Raw genomic sequence first — 15,808 nt, forward strand, 5'->3', positions numbered from 1 at the left:
GTTTAAAGGTTTACGTTAACTCCAAACGTGAAGGTTCTTGTTTTGGGGTAGATGTTGTACTGATCGAGACCAAAGGAGGTACCTGAGAAGGTAATCTCGGGATCAATACCTGAATAGTTGGTGAGTGTGAGCAGGTTGTTTGAAGCAAAATAAACGCGGATGTTTTTGAACTGACCCACATTTTTGAGGTTGTAACCCAGGGTAAGGTTATCCAGGCGGAGGAAGGAGCCATCTTCGAGGTAATAGCTGCTGAGTTTGGGGTTGTCGTTCAGACCTCTTGCTTTTTCGTCGAGGGCCGAACGCAACACATTGATATCCGGCAGCCAGATCGGGTTGCCGAAGATCAGCCTGGTGGTGTTGAAGATCTGATAACCATAGACGCCACGGAGCGAGAAGCTGAAATCAAAGTTTTTGGCAAACGTGAAATAGTTCGACCAGCCGATTTCGAAGTCGGGTTGTGCATCGCCCACCACACGGCGTTCGGCCAGTGCGAGATCGCGCGTTACGCCACCGGCTGCCGTGTAGAAGAGGAATTTGCCATCCTGCGATAAACCCGCATACTCGGGCATGTACCAGGTGCCGAGCGGTTTCCCGGGTTCAACAATCTGTGTCCAGTTCAGATCGCCAACCAGACCACGGCCCGATAGCCAACCTTCGCGAAGCTCCGACCAGTTAAATTCGTCGTTCGAAAGCGACTTAACCATCTGCTTGTATGTGGTGAATACCATCGTAGTCTTCCAGTCGAAATTTTTCTTGCGTACCGGATAATACTGCACAAAAGCTTCGAAGCCGGTCACCTGGAAATTACCTACGTTGGCCCAGATACGGTCAACCGGGTATGGGGGCACCGGCACAGAGTAGTTGCCAAGCAGGTCGTAGGTGTTTTTGCGGAAAAAGTCGAAAGTACCTGATACTTTGTCGTTATAAAGACCCCAGTCGAGACCAATGTTGAGTTCGGCATTTTCTTCCCATTTCAGGTTGGGGTTGGCGTTGTGGGCGTAGCGGAAAAGGATAGCCTCTTCACCGGTTTCGAAGTTAATGGTGTTGCCTGCTGCAATGTAATATGCGATTGCATTGTAGTTGCCAAATTCCTGGTTACCGGTGATGCCGTAACCTACACGCAGACGCAGGTTGTTCACAAAATCAAGATTGCTCATGAAATCCTCTGAAGTGATGTTCCACATGGCAGAAGCCGATGGAAACCAGCCCCATTTGTTATTTGCACCAAACTTTGACGAGCCGTCGCGACGCAGGGTTGCAGTGAAGAAATATTTAGAATCGAAATTATAGATGGCACGTCCGAAAAGCGAAATCAGCCTGTTGGTGCTCTTGTAGGAGCGGATGTCGCCCGGGTTGACGGTTTGCAACATCGACAGGTCATGCGAGCGGGTGTAATTGATAAAGGGTTTGTTGCCTTGTGCAGAGAAACCGGTGAAAGTTTCCTGTTGCCATGAGTGGCCACCTACCAGGTTGAGGTCGTGCTTGCCAAACTCCTTCTTATACCGCAGGGTGGTTTCAAGCACCTTCGATTCGAAGTTGTTGTATCCGCGGCGACCATAGCCTGTGGTTGTTCCGAGGCGCATGGTGGAAGGCTCGAAATAGAACGACTCATCGTCGTTACGCGTATAGCCAAGGTTGGCGCCCAGAAGCAGACCCTTGTACAAGTCAAGCTCAGCTTTCATGAAACCAAAGAAACGCTTGGCATCGCGCTCGTTTTGAATATTTTCGATTACTCCAAGCGGATTCCAGTAATTGAAGCTGCGCTGGGTGTCATAAAGTTTACCTGTGTTGTCGCGTACAGGGTCGGTGGGGTTGCGCTGGAAAGTCTGATAGAACACATCGTTCGGGCCATTGCCTTCGTAGCTGATGTAGTCGTTGCGTTCGAAGGTGCCCGAGAGGCCAGCCGAAACCGTCAGCTTGTCATTAAGCCCTTTCTGGTCAATATTGATGCGGCCGGTGGTACGTATTTTCTGTGTTCCTTTAACCACACCGGTAAAGTCCTGATGCGAGAGGGAGGTGCGGAAGGCGCTGTTTTTTGTACCTCCTGCAAAGCTCAGGTTGTAGTTCTGTGAGAGGCCTGTGCGGTAGATCTGGTCCTGCCAGTCCACGTCGGCCCCGCCATCCTGGAAATTGAGGTTGTTGTCTTTCACATACTGCCTGATTTCGTCGGCAGTGAGCAGGTCGAGCCTGCGAGCCACCTGGTCGGCCGAAACGTAGGTGTTGAAGTCGATGCTGGTGGATTCAGCGCCTTTTTGTCCGCGCTTGGTAGTGATGATGATGACCCCGTTGGCACCGCGCGAACCATAGATTGCGGCAGCAGAAGCATCCTTGAGAACGTTCCACGATTCGATATCCTCAGGTGCAATGGTTGTGGGATCCACACCCGGTATTCCGTCAACGACATAAAGTGGCGATGTGCCGGTGGCCAAAGCCGAAGCTCCCCTGATCTTGACGTCGAAACCGGCGTTAGGGTCGCCCCCACGTTTGGTAACGGTTACCCCGGCAATCTTGCCCTGGATACCTTGCACCGGGTCCTGAAGCACACCGGCATTCATTTCAGAAGCACTGATGCTGGCCACGGCTCCTGTGCGGTCGCTCTTCTTTTGCACACCATAACCAATAACCACAAATTCCTCAAGGCTGAGGGCATCGGGCGTAAGTTCGAAGTTGACCGTGATGGTCTGGTTTGCGGCGAGCCTCACCTGACGCGAGCTGACCACATAACCCACGAAGCTTGCTTCGACGGTTATGTCGCCGGCCGGCACATTGCTGAGAGTGAAAGCTCCGTCAAAATCCGTTGAAGCGCCAATCAGGGTACCTTTGACAATGACATTGGCGCCCGGCATTGTTTCGCCGGTCGACTTGTCTCTCACAGTACCCTTCACGCTTCCTGTTTGCCCGAATACTGCCGCCGAGATAAACATACCCAGCAGCATTGGCAGGAATCGTTTGGAGTTAATCATAAATTTACTTTTTGTGTTAGTGAATTGAAGTTTAAAAAAAATGACCCTTTAATTGTTTTGCTTTTAACAACTGATGGGTTGTAGATGAGCAATACAAAAATAATGAATCTTTAATGCATTTTTGATTTCGCCTTGATACGCATTTGTAAATTCAATGCAAACGATTGAGATTTTAAAGATTATGAATAAGCCGGCAGGAAAGAACGCAGAAATGTACTAACTTTATGGCCTGAAATAAAAAGGGTTCAGAGTCTATCACCTTTTAAATCAAACGTTTGCACCATGAAGCGCCAAATCACCATCAAAGATATTGCCCAAAAGCTCAGCCTTTCCACCTCCACAGTATCCAGGGCGCTTAAGGATCATCCGGACATCAGTCCGAAAACGCGCACTGCCGTCAAAGAGCTGGCGGCCCTGCTGGGCTACAGGCCAAACCGCATCGCCCTGAACCTGCGAAACAACTCCACGCGCACAATCGGCCTAATCATCCCTGAGATTGAACACTATTTTTTCTCGGCCATCATCAATGGCATCGAGGAGGTGGCCTACAAAAACGACTACAGCGTGATGGTGTTTCAGTCGAACGAGTCGTACAAACGGGAAGTACTCAATACACAGGCCGTGCTGACCAATAGGGTAGATGGTGTTCTGGTATCCTACAGCAAAGAAACCAGCGATTTCTCTCACTTCCAGAAGCTGGTGGACAACGAAATCCCGGTGGTGTTTTTCGACCGCGTGACCGATCAGGTGGAAGCCGACCAGGTGCTTGCCGATGATTACCAGGGTGCTTTTCTGGCTGTGAACCACCTTATTGAAAAGGGTTGCAGGAAGGTTGCACATTTTGCCGCTCCGCAGAACCTCCAGATTGGCAAACAGCGTCTGGCCGGCTACCACGATGCCTTGCTAAAACACAATATTCCTTTCGATCACAACCTGGTTTTGCTTGCCGACACCTACGAAACGGCGCGCAAAGCCGCCCATGATATCCTGCGCAAACCCAATGCTCCGGATGGTTTCTTTGCTGTGAACGATATGTCGGCCATTGCCATCATCAAAGCCGCAAAAGATCTGGGCAAACGTGTGCCTGAGGATGTGAAGGTGGTAGGCTTCGAAAACAGCAAATCGGCCATGTTCAGCGATCCGGAGCTCACCACAGTTGACCAGTTCGGTTTTGAGCTCGGACGCGAAGCCTGCCAGGTATTGCTGCGCAGGCTAAAAGACCAGGACAAAAATGAACCTTTCCGCCCTGTCAAAAAAGTCATCAAGACAAAACTTGTGGTGCGCAGTTCAACCTAACCGGCTGCATCAAGCTCAAGCGCAGGGTCCCAAAACAGCTCCCTGAAGCGCACCACCCTGTCGTCCACCACTTCCACACCTTCCTGCTCAAGCAGCTGCTGCATCAAACCGGGCCAGCCGAAATGATGTTTTCCGGTTAACATTCCATTGCGATTGACCACCCGGTGTGCAGGTATTCCCCGATTGCTCCGGTGGCTTTGATTCATGGCCCAGCCAACCATACGTGCAGCCGATTTTGCACCAAGATAAGCCGCTATGGCCCCGTACGATGTCACCCTGCCGTAAGGTACAAGCGCCACCACCGCATACACGGCCTCGAAAAAAGAATCGTCAGCTTTTTGCGACATCGCCCAGCGAAAACATGATATACTTGATGCTCAAACCCTGCGAAAGCCACATCTGTTCGTAAAATGTGCGTATGCGTTTCACATCCATATCTTCCGGAGTGGCATACAGGTCATCGGTGGCATAATGCAATTTGTGTCCGCCTTCCGAAATCACCTCAAGCGTGTATTCATACAATACTGGACTGTCGGTCTTGAGGTGTATCAACCCGCCCGGGGCAAGAAACTCAGCATATTGCCTGAGAAAACGCGGCGAAGTAAGGCGCTTCATCCTTCGGGAATTTCGTGGATGGGGGTCGGGAAAGGTGATCCAGATTTCCGAAACCTCGGCCTCACTGAAAAAATGATTGATCATCTCGATGCGGGAGCGCACAAATGCCACATTCTTCATTCCCCGTTCGAAAGAGGTTTTCAGCCCCCGCCACATCCGGGCTCCCTTGATGTCCATCCCGATGAAGTTTTTCTGTGGGTAATATTCGGCCAGACCCACAGTGTATTCGCCTTTGCCGCAGCCCAGCTCAAGCACAATCGGGTTTTGATTTCTGAAAAAACTTTCGTGCCACCTGCCCTTAAGCGGGAATTGCATTTGCTGCAACTCCTCGAAACTATGCTGAAACAGATGCGGAAAAGTGGCGTTTTCGGCAAAACGCTGAAGCTTGTTTTTGGAACTCACAGTGCAACAGATTGAATGAAATCAGATAACCAGGAGCCATGCCTGATTGTCAACAGTTTGCTTGATCTGGCTCAGGCGGTTCAAAGCTGCCTGGCGGTTGTTGTGCCTTTCGTAGGTTACCCGCCAGAGTCCCCCTCCGGTGCGGCCGGTGATGGAAGCTTCAAAACCACGTGCACGCAATTCGCTCACAAGTTTCTCTGCATTTACCTTTTCGCGGAAAGCACCGGCAACGATGAAAAAACCGCGCAGTTCATTGTCCTCAATGCCTGCAACTTGTGTCGGAACGACCTGTGCTACCTCGGATTCAGGCTGTGCGACAGCTTGTGAAATGATTTCCTGAACAGGCTCAGGAGCGGCAGCTTCTTTGATGCCGGTCACGGCATCCACCGGCAGTGTGTAGCCCATCTTAACCGTAAAATCAGATCCGGTGTCTGCATTGTCATCGGGCTTATCCGCAGGATGGGAAACTTCGGGGCTCATCTCAGGACGGTATGGCTGCGCCGGAAGCAGGTTGTCGGAAGCTTTTCTGAGCTTGTCATGTTCCTCATCCGGTTTAGGCATCTCATTGGTAATCAAAAGCATATCTTTCGGAAGCCTGTCGATGTGCATGAGCAGGTACTCGCCGGGACTGGCATAGAAAAGGGGCAGCATCGAAGCCTGGCCGACATATTGCTGATAGTATCCTGCCACGAGGTTTTTGTTCATATATGCGGCGCCTGCCAGCATGGCTGCTGTCGTTGCTCCGAGGATCAGGAGCTGCCGGCGCAAAGCCGAGGGGCGACGCGATGCCACCATTGGTTTCCTGGGTGCGTTTTTGATTTTGGGGGAAGCAGGTGGGGGTGGCGCTTCGGGCGTCCGGCGTGCAGGCCGGGCAAAAACGGGTTCGTTCGCAAAGCTTTCGTCGCGGCGTACAGGTGGTGAAACAAAACCCGACAACCCAAACGCATCCGGAAGGTAATTCTGGTGCGTATCCGGCTCAAAAACAATCTGCTGGTCCTTGTCGTAGTAAATGGTACCTACATTGCGGAAATTGATCCGCTTTCCTTCGGCCAGGGCAGACAAACATTTTAGCACAAACCTGTCGAGCCTCGACTTGGCTTCGTGGTACGGCAGCTTTTCGTGAAGTGCAATGTGATTGAGCAGCAAGCCGTCGTTGGCTCTGAGCCAGGGGTTGAACACAATTTCGCGATGCGGGGGCGAAAAATAGTGCTTCACGGGGTGAATGGAGGCAGGATAATCGCGGCTGAGGAAACCACCCAGCCCGGGTATCACAACACATTCGTATTCGTAAAGCAAATCACCTATGTAAACTGCTATCTTCATCTCCTTCAATCAATATCGCTTCTGCATCACATGGCTGCTGCACCCAGTGAAAGGAACGCGAATTTATAGCTTTTACGGCCTTTTGTCAAAAAATGTTCCGGAGTTTATCAACATCTTCGGGCGTATCCACGCCAGGCATGGCCTTTTCGACCAGGGCCACTGCAATGCGAAAGCCATTTTCCAGCCATCTGAGCTGCTCGAGCGACTCGGCGCGTTCCAATGGGGAGACAGGCAAATGTGTGATCTTCCTAAGCACATCGGCCGCATAGGCATACATACCAATATGACGGTAGAATGTATGGATGTTCAGCCAATCTGCCGCTTCGGTGCCACGCAGATATGGAATTGGCTGACGACTGAAATACAGCGCATTACCATCCTGACCAACAACGACTTTTACAACATTGGGATTAAACAGTTCCTCATTGTTTGCTACCGGACTCACCAGGGTAGCAATCTGCACGCCCGGTCGGGAAATGGTTTCGGCGAGCAAGGCAATATGATCAGGATTGACGTATGGCTCATCGCCCTGGATGTTGATTACCGCATCGAACGGCCTGACACATTGATCAAGGGCCTCGAGGCAGCGGTCGGTACCGCTGGTGTGGTGGGTGCCGGTCATCACAACCTGTCCGCCAAAGCTTTCTACCTCGTGCACAATCCGTTCATCATCGGTAGCCACCAGCACCATATCGAGTTTTGGGCAGCGTGAGGCTTGCTCAAACACCCTCCGGATCATGGTTTTGCCATTGATGTTGGTCAGGGGTTTTCCGGGAAAACGCGTCGAAGCCCAGCGTGCCGGGATGATGCCAATTATCTTCATGCTATGCTATACCTGAAACAAGCCGTGCAGCGAGGCATTGATTTTCTCGATTACGATGGCCAGGTCTTCCGGCTTTTCGAGATCAATGTGGTCCACATCCACAATGAGCAGCTTGCCAAGGGTGTAACCTCCAATCCAGGCTTCATACCTGTCGTTGAGGTGTTTAAGATAATCCAGGCGGATAGATGCCTCATATTCGCGGCCGCGCTTCTGAATCTGACTGACCAGTGTACTCACCGAAGCCCGGAGATAAATCAGCAAATCAGGAGGCTGGATAAACTTGCTCATGAGCTCGAAGAGTGAGCTGTAGTTTTCGAAATCGCGTGTCGACATCAGGTTCATGGCGTGCAGGTTCGGCGCAAAGATGTGGGCATCTTCATAGATTGTACGGTCCTGCACCACCGTTTTCCCGCTGTTGCGTATTTCGATCACCTGCCGGAACCTGCTGTTGAGAAAATAAACCTGCAGATTGAACGACCAACGCTGCATGTCTTCATAAAAACTATGAAGATAGGGGTTGTTTTCGACGTCTTCATAATGTGGTGTCCAGCCGAAATGTTTGGCCAGAAGCCTGGTGAGCGTGGTCTTGCCCGAACCGATGTTGCCTGCGATAGCGATGTGCATAAATGGCGTTTTGCGCAAAGTTAAAAGTTTGATGAGCCATTTTGCGATACCAGCTGCATGATTTCATCAACAATCTGGCGGTTGTTCGACAGGCGTGGCACTTTGTGCTGTCCGCCGAGCTTGCCTTTCGTCTTGAGCCATCGATAGAATGTGCCGGGTTGCATCTGATGGATTACGGGCGGATGAAGTATCATGTTTTTATAGCGTTTGGCCTCATAATCCGAATTCAGGCTCTTGAGGGCGTTGTCGAAAGTCTCGGCAAAGAAGCTCATATCCTCGGGCGGACGGTCGAACTCGATGAGCCACTCATGCGCGGCCGATTGGCCATCCTCCGCAAAGCGTGGAGCTGCTGTATAGTCAGTAATCAGGGCATTGCATTTGCTGCAGGCAATGGAAAGTGCACGGTCGGCATTGTTAACCATAAGCTCCTCACCAAAGGCATTGATGAAACTTCGTGTCCGCCCGGTGATGCGGATGCGGTAGGGCTGCAAGCTGGTAAACTGCACCGTATCGCCAATCAGGTATCGCCAGAGCCCGGCATTGGTCGAAATCACCATGGCATAGTTGCGGCCGGTTTCTACCTGACTGATATCCAGTGTCCTGGGATGCTCCGAATCAAGTTCATCCATGGGCACAAACTCGTAATATACCCCGTAGTCGAGCATCAGCAGCAGGTCGTTGGAGCTTTTGCTGTCCTGAATTCCGAAGAATCCCTCCGAGGCATTGTAAGTTTCCATATAGTGCATACCCACCTTGGGGATGAGTTGTGAAAACTTGGCCCGATATGGCTCAAAACTTACTCCTCCATGAAAAAACACCTCCAGATTTGGCCATACCTCGGCGATGTTGTTTTTTCCTGTAATCTCAAGAATTTTTTGCAACAGCACCATGGTCCAGGAAGGAACGCCGGAAATGCTGCGCACATCGTGCTGGAGGGTCTCCCTGGCCATCAGATCAATTTTGGCCTCCCATTCCCCCATCAGGGCTACCGACATGCCCGGGGTTTTGAGCAACTGAACCCAAAACGGAAGGTTTTGTATCAGGATGGCCGACAGGTCGCCCACATAATACGAGTCGTTGTTCACTTCAATAAGGTTGTGGCTGCCGCCCATTACCAGCCCCCTGCCTTCGAAAATCTCGGTTTCAGGATAATTGTTCACATACAGTGCCAGCATATCTTTCCCACCCTTGATGTGACATTCCTCGAGCGACGACTGGCTCACGGGGATAAACTTGCTTTTGCTTGCCGTTGTGCCCGACGATTTTGCGAACCACCTGATTTCTTCGGGCCAGAGCAGATTTTTCTCTCCCTGCTTCATCCGCTCGATATAGGGCTGCAAGTGTTCGTAAGGGCTGATAGGCACGCGCTCAGCAAACTGCTCGCGGGTTTTGATGCTCCGGTAATCATATTTCCGACCCCACTCGGTATCGGCGGCCGTCTCAATCAGGCGTCTGAACCATTCTTCCTGAACCTCAACAGGATACCTGATAAAAAGCTCAATCTGGTGCATGCGCTTTTTCATCAACCAGGTGAGCAGATTATTGATTATTGCCATAGCTTAAACCTTATTATTATTTGGGTGCTTTGATATAAAGTACAATACCGAGCAACGCAAACACTATGTTCGGAATCCATGCGGCGAGCCAGGGCGCCAGGTTGCCATAGGTTGCGAATACCGTGGAAATCTGCATAAGCAGAATGTGGGCAAATGCGATGGCAATTCCTGCCCCAAGATGCATGCCGGTTCCACCACGAACTTTCCTGCTCGAGAGCGAGACCCCAATAAATGTGAGGATGAGAATGGCAAGTGGCGAAGCCATGCGCTTGTTCATCTCCACCTCGTAGTAAATAACCGATGGATTTCCTTTTAAACGCTCAGCCCGAATATGATCGCGCAGCTCCCAGAAATTCATTTCTTCAAAGTCTTCTTTTACCTGATACAAATCGGTGGGCAAAAGGTTGATGGCTGTATCCATCTTTTCCCCCCTTCTGAAATACTCATTCAGGCTGTCGATCCGGCGTTCGGCAAAGCCATAGAGGACCCATCTTCCTGCCACCGAGTCGTACTCTGCCCTGTCGGCCATCAGCTTGTATGTCATCACCGGGCCATCGAACTGTTCCAACGAAAACCTGTAGCCAATCCCCAGTCCGGAATTAAAACTCTCCACATAAGCAAAAGTGCCCTTTTCAATCTGAAGGTGTATGTTCCTGTCGCGGTCGCGGTACAAATCCTCCATATATTTGTTTTTGAACTCCCTGCGCCCGACATTGGTGTGTGGAATAAGAATGTTGCCCAGATAAAGCGACATCAATCCGAGGAACACCGAAGCAAGAATATAGGGGCGCATCATCCTCCAGAAGCTGATACCACTGCTCAGGATGGCAATGATCTCGGTGTTTCCGGCCATCTTGCTGGTGAAGAAAACGACCGAAATGAACGTAAAAAGGTAGATGAACAGGTTGATGAAAAAGGGAATGAAGTTGAGGTAATAATCGAAGATTATCTCGTTGATCGGGGCATTCTTTTTCAGGAAGTTGTCGATGTTTTCGCTGATGTCGAAGACGATCACAATCACAATTAGCAGGCTGATGGCATAGAAGAACGTGCCGATATACTTGTTGAAGATGTACCAGTCGATCTTCTTCATAATATCAGAGGCGCTGCATGATTTGGGTTGTCATGGAATTTTTCCAGCTCAGAAAATCCCCGGCAATGATGTGCCTGCGGGCCTCGCCGACCAGCCAAAGATAAAAAGCCAGGTTGTGCAGGCTGGCAATCATGGCGCCAAGCATTTCGCCGGCTACGAAAAGATGACGCAGAAAAGCCCTGGAATATTGGTGATCGGCAAAGATGGTACCATCCGGGTCGATCGGACTGAAATCGTTTTTCCACTTTTCGTTGCGGATGTTGATGATGCCTTTTGAGGTGAACAACATGCCATTGCGTCCGTTGCGGGTAGGCATCACGCAATCGAACATATCCACCCCGAGCGCAATGCTCTCGAGGATGTTGGCCGGAGTGCCCACCCCCATCAGGTAACGTGGCTTGTCGTGTGGAAGTATTCCACAAACCAGTTCGGTCATTTCGTACATTAGCTCGTGGGGTTCGCCAACCGATAATCCGCCAATGGCATTGCCCTCGGCCCCGGCTTCAGCTATAGTTTCGGCCGAAACGCGCCTCAGCTCGGCGTAGGTGCTGCCCTGAACTATGGGAAACAAGGTTTGTTCATAACCATACAAAGGTTCCGTTTCATCCAGCCGGGATATACACCTTTTGAGCCATTGATGCGTAAGTTCCATCGACTCTCGGGCATAGCGGTATTCGCACGGCCAGGGCGTGCATTCGTCGAAGGCCATGATGATGTCGGCTCCAATGGCACGTTGAATGTCCATCACACCCTCAGGCGAAAAAAAGTGACGGCTGCCGTCAATATGCGACTGAAATGTGACGCCCTCGGGTTTGAGCTTGCGTCGGTGTGTGAGCGAATATACCTGATAACCACCACTATCGGTTAGTATCGGCCCCTCCCATCCGTTGAAGCGGTGCAGTCCGCCGGCAGCTTTCAGTACCTCTGTGCCAGGCCGCAGGTATAAATGATAGGTGTTGCCCAAAATAATCTGTGCCCCTACATCCTGCTTCAAATCTCTGAAATGCACAGCTTTTACGGTGCCTGCAGTGCCAACCGGCATGAAGATGGGGGTTTCTATTTGCCCGTGTGCCGTTGTGATGACTCCGGCACGGGCCGAACTTGCATGATCCTTCGCCTCAATGACAAACTTCATCCGCCAAATTTTGGCAAAGATAACGGGTTCTGTGCTGCATTTGGGTAATTTTGCGCGTTCAAAAAGTGTGCCGTGCTTCGCATACCAGAATTTAATCCATTAGAAATCAGCATAATATCTGCACTAGGGCTGACATTCCTCATCCAGCTTTACTACTATTTCGTGGTTTTCGGCAGGCTGGCCCTGCGCAGGCATAAGCCCAAAATCAACAACAACCCTGAGCTTCCGCCTGTTTCGGTGGTCATTTGCGCCCACAACGAATACCTCAACCTCGAAAAAAACCTGCCTGAAATACTGGCACAGGACTACACTGATTTTGAGGTTGTGGTGGTGGATGATTGCAGCGACGACGGCAGCGATGAGCTGCTGATGGATATGGCCAGAGCCGACAACCGGCTTAAAGTGATCAGACTGACCCAGCACCTGAACTTCTTTCAGGGCAAGAAATTTCCGCTGAGTGTTGGCATCAAATCCGCACATCACGAGCATCTGTTGCTCACCGATGCCGACTGCCGTCCGGCCAGCAACCAATGGATCAAAACCATAATGCGCAGGTATGTGCCTGGTGTTGAAGTGGTTATCGGATACTCGCCCTACGAACGCCGTAAAGGACTGCTCAACCTGCTCATCAGGTTCGAAACCCTGCAAACCGGCATGCTTTATTTATCCAGGGCACTTGCCGGAAAACCCTATATGGGTGTAGGACGCAACATTTCCTACCTCCGTCAGGTGTTTATGCGAAACAAAGGCTTTACGGCACACTACACCGTGCCTTCGGGCGACGACGACCTGTTTATCAGCCAGGTAGCCCACAAAAAAAATACCGTTGCCGAGTTTGGATCCGATGCCCAGACCATCTCGCGCCCCAAGATTACCTTCGGCCACTGGATCAGACAAAAGAAACGTCACCTGAGTGCAAGCTCACATTACAAAACCGGAGTAAAATTTTTCCTCGGCACCTACACCGCCTCAATCCTGTTGTTTTATCTGGCCGTGGCTGCTGCCTTCTGGTTCCTGCCCTTCTATTATGCCACCGCTGCATTGTCCATTCGGCTTATCGTGCAGATGATTATCTTTTGGAAATCAGGCAAAAAACTCAACGACCCCTACCCATTGTTGATGGTACCCCTGGCTGAATTGTTTTTTACTATTTTTACACCATTGCTGCTTTTGCACAACAGCTTCGCGAAGCCGGAAAAATGGATGTAAGCCGAAACCTAACTTCAAAAGGTCAGCGCGACTATGCATATATTCAAAGGGCACTGCAACACAACGACCAGCAGGCCTATGAGTTTTTGCTGAAAACCTATCGCGACACGATCTATTTTCTGATGCTTCGCATGACAGGCAACCACGAAGATGCCGAGGACCTTACCATCGAAGCCTTCGGAAAAGCATTCAGCAAGCTGCATCAGTATTCGCCTGAATACGGATTCAGCACCTGGCTTTTTCGAATTGCCGCCAACAATGCCATCGATTTTAAGCGCCGCCTGCGCATCAGGCAGGTGAGCATGGAAAGTGCACAGGAAGTTTCGGCAGCCGAAATCAGGCAGATGGCCGATCAGGAACCTGACCCGGAATACAAACTGATTCTGCAGCAACAAGTCAGGCTGATGCGCGAACTGGTGAACAAACTGCCTAAACGGTACCGCAACCTGGTCGAATTGCGGTATTTTGAAGAACTGAGCTACGAGGAAATATCGCAGAAACTCAACCTGCCACTGGGCACGGTCAAAGCTCAGCTGTTCAGGGCCAGAGAGTTTCTCACCCAAATCATCCGGAACAACAACCTGAGCTACTGATTGCCTCCACACAGGCCGTCCGCATCATCCCGAGTCGTTATAATGTGGCAAAGCAAATACCTAACTTTGCCGTATCAATAATAATTCCGTCATGAGTGCGACACTTCATGCTTTTAAGCAAGCCATACTGCAGGGCATACCCGATGAGCTTCCAAACCCCAAACCCTACGATCCGGGCATCAACCATGCGCCTATCAGAAAAGATATCCTCAGCAGGGAGGAAAAACGGCTGGCGCTGAAAAATGCGCTGAGGTATTTTCCCAAAAAGCATCATGCTGTGCTCGCCGAAGAATTTGCCGAAGAACTGCGTACCTACGGCAGAATTTACATGTACCGCTACCGCCCCGACTATAAAATCCATGCCAGGTCGATTGACGCATTTCCGCACCGTTCGAAGCAAGCTGCAGCCATCATGCTGATGCTCAGCAACAACCTGGATGATGCCGTGGCCCAGCATCCCCATGAATTAATCACCTATGGCGGAAATGGCGCCGTATTTCAAAACTGGGCACAATACCTGCTCACCATGAAATACCTGGCCACAATGACCGACGAACAGACCCTGGTGCTCTATTCCGGACATCCGCTCGGGCTTTTTCCCTCGCACAAAGATGCACCCAGGGTGGTGGTTACCAATGGCATGGTGATTCCAAACTACTCAAAGCCAGATGATTGGGAGCGTTTCAATGCACTTGGCGTCTCGCAATACGGCCAGATGACAGCAGGCTCCTTTATGTATATTGGTCCGCAGGGCATCGTACACGGCACCACCATCACCGTGCTCAACGCCGCCCGCATGAAAACCCATCCAGGCAACCCCGGCGGAATGAAGTTGTTTGTAACCTCGGGCCTCGGCGGAATGAGCGGCGCCCAACCCAAAGCAGGCAACATTGCCGGTGTGGTGAGCATCACAGCTGAAGTCAACCCCAAGGCAGCCTACAAACGCCACAGCCAGGGATGGGTGGACGAAGTGATCGCAGACGTTGACCTGGCTATCGACACCGCACTGCAATGGCAAGCCCGACGGGAGGCCCACAGCATAGCCTATCTGGGCAACATCGTTGACCTTTGGGAACGCCTGGTAGAGCGCAATGTGGTTGTAGATCTGGGTTCGGACCAGACCTCGCTGCACAACCCCTGGGCAGGCGGCTACTATCCTGCCGGCCTCAGCTTCGACGAATCGAACCACATGATGGCCCACGAACCCGAACAATTCCGGCTGAAAGTGCAGGAATCGCTCCGCAGGCAGGTGGCAGCCATCAACAAACTGACAGCCAGGGGCATGTATTTCTTCGATTACGGAAACGCCTTCCTGCTCGAAAGCGGCCGGGCCGGCGCCGAGGTGTTCAAGGAAGACGGCAACTTTATCTACCCTTCCTATGTTCAGGACATTATGGGGCCATTGTGTTTCGATTACGGCTTCGGCCCTTTCCGCTGGGTTTGCACTTCATCCCTTCCCGAAGACCTCGAAACCACCGACCAGATCGCACTCGACATCCTTCTGGAGCTCGAAAAGCAAGCCCCTGACGAAATCAGGCAACAGCTTGCCGACAACATCCTGTGGATCAGGCAGGCAGGACCAAACAAACTTGTGGTAGGCTCGCAGGCACGCATCCTCTACGCCGATGCCGAAGGCCGCATCCGCATTGCCGAAGCTTTTAACAAAGCCATCCGCGAAGGCATCATCAAAGGGCCGGTGGTTTTGGGCCGCGACCACCACGATGTGAGCGGAACGGACTCGCCATGGCGCGAAACCTCCAACATCTACGATGGCTCCCGATTTACTGCCGATATGGCCATACACAATGTGATCGGGGATGCATTCCGCGGAGCTACATGGGTCTCGATACACAATGGCGGAGGCGTTGGCTGGGGCGAGGTGATCAATGGTGGCTTCGGCATGTTGCTCGATGGCAGCCCCGATGCCGACCGCCGGCTGAAAAGTATGCTCCACTGGGATGTAAACAACGGCATTGCCCGTCGTAGCTGGGCCAGAAACCCCGAAGCCATCTTTGCCATCCGGCGCGCCATGGAAAAAGAACCCCTGCTGAAAGTGACCCTGCCCGAAATTGCCGACGATCAGCTCTTGTCAAAATATTTTTAGAAGTAAACCAGCCTGTAAAATATTATGCCCTGGCAGGCTTAACTATAGCATGATTTTTGTGACTTTTGTAAA

General features: G+C 51.3%; 13 protein-coding genes. 4 read left to right on the plus strand and 9 right to left on the minus strand.

Features of this window, described 5'->3' with window-relative positions; genetic code table 11:
• Positions 1–2 precede the first annotated feature (2 nt).
• On the minus strand, positions 3–2,963 hold the full coding sequence (locus IPM52_06875) for a SusC/RagA family TonB-linked outer membrane protein (GenBank protein MBK9291331.1): 2,961 nt from the start codon (positions 2,961–2,963) through the stop codon (positions 3–5).
• 282 nt (positions 2,964–3,245) lie between these two features.
• Here IPM52_06875 and IPM52_06880 point away from each other — a divergent pair, with 282 nt between their 5' ends.
• Positions 3,246–4,259, plus strand: coding sequence for a LacI family DNA-binding transcriptional regulator (locus IPM52_06880; GenBank protein MBK9291332.1), 1,014 nt, complete (start codon positions 3,246–3,248; stop codon positions 4,257–4,259).
• Here IPM52_06880 and IPM52_06885 read toward each other — a convergent pair.
• The 8 genes from IPM52_06885 to tgt form a co-directional block, all read right to left on the minus strand.
• On the minus strand, positions 4,256–4,606 hold the full coding sequence (locus IPM52_06885) for an MGMT family protein (protein MBK9291333.1): 351 nt from the start codon (positions 4,604–4,606) through the stop codon (positions 4,256–4,258). The two genes, IPM52_06880 and IPM52_06885, sit on opposite strands and share 4 nt — an antisense overlap.
• Positions 4,590–5,276 carry a tRNA (guanosine(46)-N7)-methyltransferase TrmB gene (gene trmB / locus IPM52_06890; GenBank protein MBK9291334.1) on the minus strand — a complete coding sequence of 229 codons (687 nt, stop codon included), beginning with the start codon at positions 5,274–5,276 and terminating at the stop codon, positions 4,590–4,592. The genes IPM52_06885 and trmB overlap by 17 nt, the downstream gene beginning before the upstream one ends.
• Before the next feature lie 21 nt (positions 5,277–5,297).
• On the minus strand, positions 5,298–6,599 hold the full coding sequence (locus IPM52_06895) for an SPOR domain-containing protein (protein ID MBK9291335.1): 1,302 nt from the start codon (positions 6,597–6,599) through the stop codon (positions 5,298–5,300).
• 85 nt (positions 6,600–6,684) lie between these two features.
• On the minus strand, positions 6,685–7,422 hold the full coding sequence (gene kdsB, locus IPM52_06900) for a 3-deoxy-manno-octulosonate cytidylyltransferase (GenBank protein ID MBK9291336.1): 738 nt from the start codon (positions 7,420–7,422) through the stop codon (positions 6,685–6,687).
• A gap of 6 nt (positions 7,423–7,428) precedes the next feature.
• Complete coding sequence (locus IPM52_06905; protein ID MBK9291337.1) at positions 7,429–8,046, minus strand: deoxynucleoside kinase; 618 nt, start codon at positions 8,044–8,046, stop codon at positions 7,429–7,431.
• Positions 8,047–8,066: 20 nt separating this feature from the next.
• Positions 8,067–9,602, minus strand: a complete 1,536-nt coding sequence (locus IPM52_06910) for a GH3 auxin-responsive promoter family protein (GenBank protein MBK9291338.1) — start codon at positions 9,600–9,602, stop codon at positions 8,067–8,069.
• Positions 9,603–9,618: 16 nt separating this feature from the next.
• Positions 9,619–10,695 carry an LptF/LptG family permease gene (locus tag IPM52_06915; GenBank protein MBK9291339.1) on the minus strand — a complete coding sequence of 359 codons (1,077 nt, stop codon included), beginning with the start codon at positions 10,693–10,695 and terminating at the stop codon, positions 9,619–9,621.
• Positions 10,696–10,699: 4 nt separating this feature from the next.
• On the minus strand, positions 10,700–11,830 hold the full coding sequence (tgt, locus tag IPM52_06920) for a tRNA guanosine(34) transglycosylase Tgt (protein ID MBK9291340.1): 1,131 nt from the start codon (positions 11,828–11,830) through the stop codon (positions 10,700–10,702).
• A 72-nt stretch (positions 11,831–11,902) separates the two neighbouring features.
• On the opposite strand from tgt, the gene IPM52_06925 reads away from it, so the two are divergent.
• The 3 genes from IPM52_06925 to IPM52_06935 all read left to right on the plus strand — a co-directional run bounded on the left by IPM52_06925 (position 11,903) and on the right by IPM52_06935 (position 15,736).
• Positions 11,903–13,039, plus strand: coding sequence for a glycosyltransferase (locus IPM52_06925; protein MBK9291341.1), 1,137 nt, complete (start codon positions 11,903–11,905; stop codon positions 13,037–13,039).
• Positions 13,030–13,632, plus strand: coding sequence for a sigma-70 family RNA polymerase sigma factor (locus tag IPM52_06930; GenBank protein MBK9291342.1), 603 nt, complete (start codon positions 13,030–13,032; stop codon positions 13,630–13,632). Before IPM52_06925 ends, IPM52_06930 begins: the two co-directional genes overlap by 10 nt.
• 91 nt (positions 13,633–13,723) lie before the next feature.
• On the plus strand, positions 13,724–15,736 hold the full coding sequence (locus IPM52_06935) for a urocanate hydratase (GenBank protein ID MBK9291343.1): 2,013 nt from the start codon (positions 13,724–13,726) through the stop codon (positions 15,734–15,736).
• The last annotated feature ends 72 nt before the right edge of the window (positions 15,737–15,808 follow it).

Source organism: Bacteroidota bacterium (assembly GCA_016715945.1).
GTDB lineage: Bacteria > Bacteroidota > Bacteroidia > Bacteroidales > F082 > JALNZU01.

What these genes read in the sequence shown, in the direction of transcription:
- IPM52_06935 (MBK9291343.1), top strand. Translation starts at nt 13,724, where the DNA reads ATGAGTGCGACACTTCATGCTTTTAAGCAAGCCATACTGCAGGGCATA.
- IPM52_06910 (MBK9291338.1), bottom strand. Translation starts at nt 9,602, where the DNA reads ATGGCAATAATCAATAATCTGCTCACCTGGTTGATGAAAAAGCGCATG.
- IPM52_06885 (MBK9291333.1), bottom strand. Translation starts at nt 4,606, where the DNA reads ATGTCGCAAAAAGCTGACGATTCTTTTTTCGAGGCCGTGTATGCGGTG.
- IPM52_06895 (MBK9291335.1), bottom strand. Translation starts at nt 6,599, where the DNA reads ATGAAGATAGCAGTTTACATAGGTGATTTGCTTTACGAATACGAATGT.
- IPM52_06880 (MBK9291332.1), top strand. Translation starts at nt 3,246, where the DNA reads ATGAAGCGCCAAATCACCATCAAAGATATTGCCCAAAAGCTCAGCCTT.
- IPM52_06875 (MBK9291331.1), bottom strand. Translation starts at nt 2,963, where the DNA reads ATGATTAACTCCAAACGATTCCTGCCAATGCTGCTGGGTATGTTTATC.
- IPM52_06930 (MBK9291342.1), top strand. Translation starts at nt 13,030, where the DNA reads ATGGATGTAAGCCGAAACCTAACTTCAAAAGGTCAGCGCGACTATGCA.
- IPM52_06905 (MBK9291337.1), bottom strand. Translation starts at nt 8,046, where the DNA reads ATGCACATCGCTATCGCAGGCAACATCGGTTCGGGCAAGACCACGCTC.
- tgt (MBK9291340.1), bottom strand. Translation starts at nt 11,830, where the DNA reads ATGAAGTTTGTCATTGAGGCGAAGGATCATGCAAGTTCGGCCCGTGCC.
- kdsB (MBK9291336.1), bottom strand. Translation starts at nt 7,422, where the DNA reads ATGAAGATAATTGGCATCATCCCGGCACGCTGGGCTTCGACGCGTTTT.
- IPM52_06915 (MBK9291339.1), bottom strand. Translation starts at nt 10,695, where the DNA reads ATGAAGAAGATCGACTGGTACATCTTCAACAAGTATATCGGCACGTTC.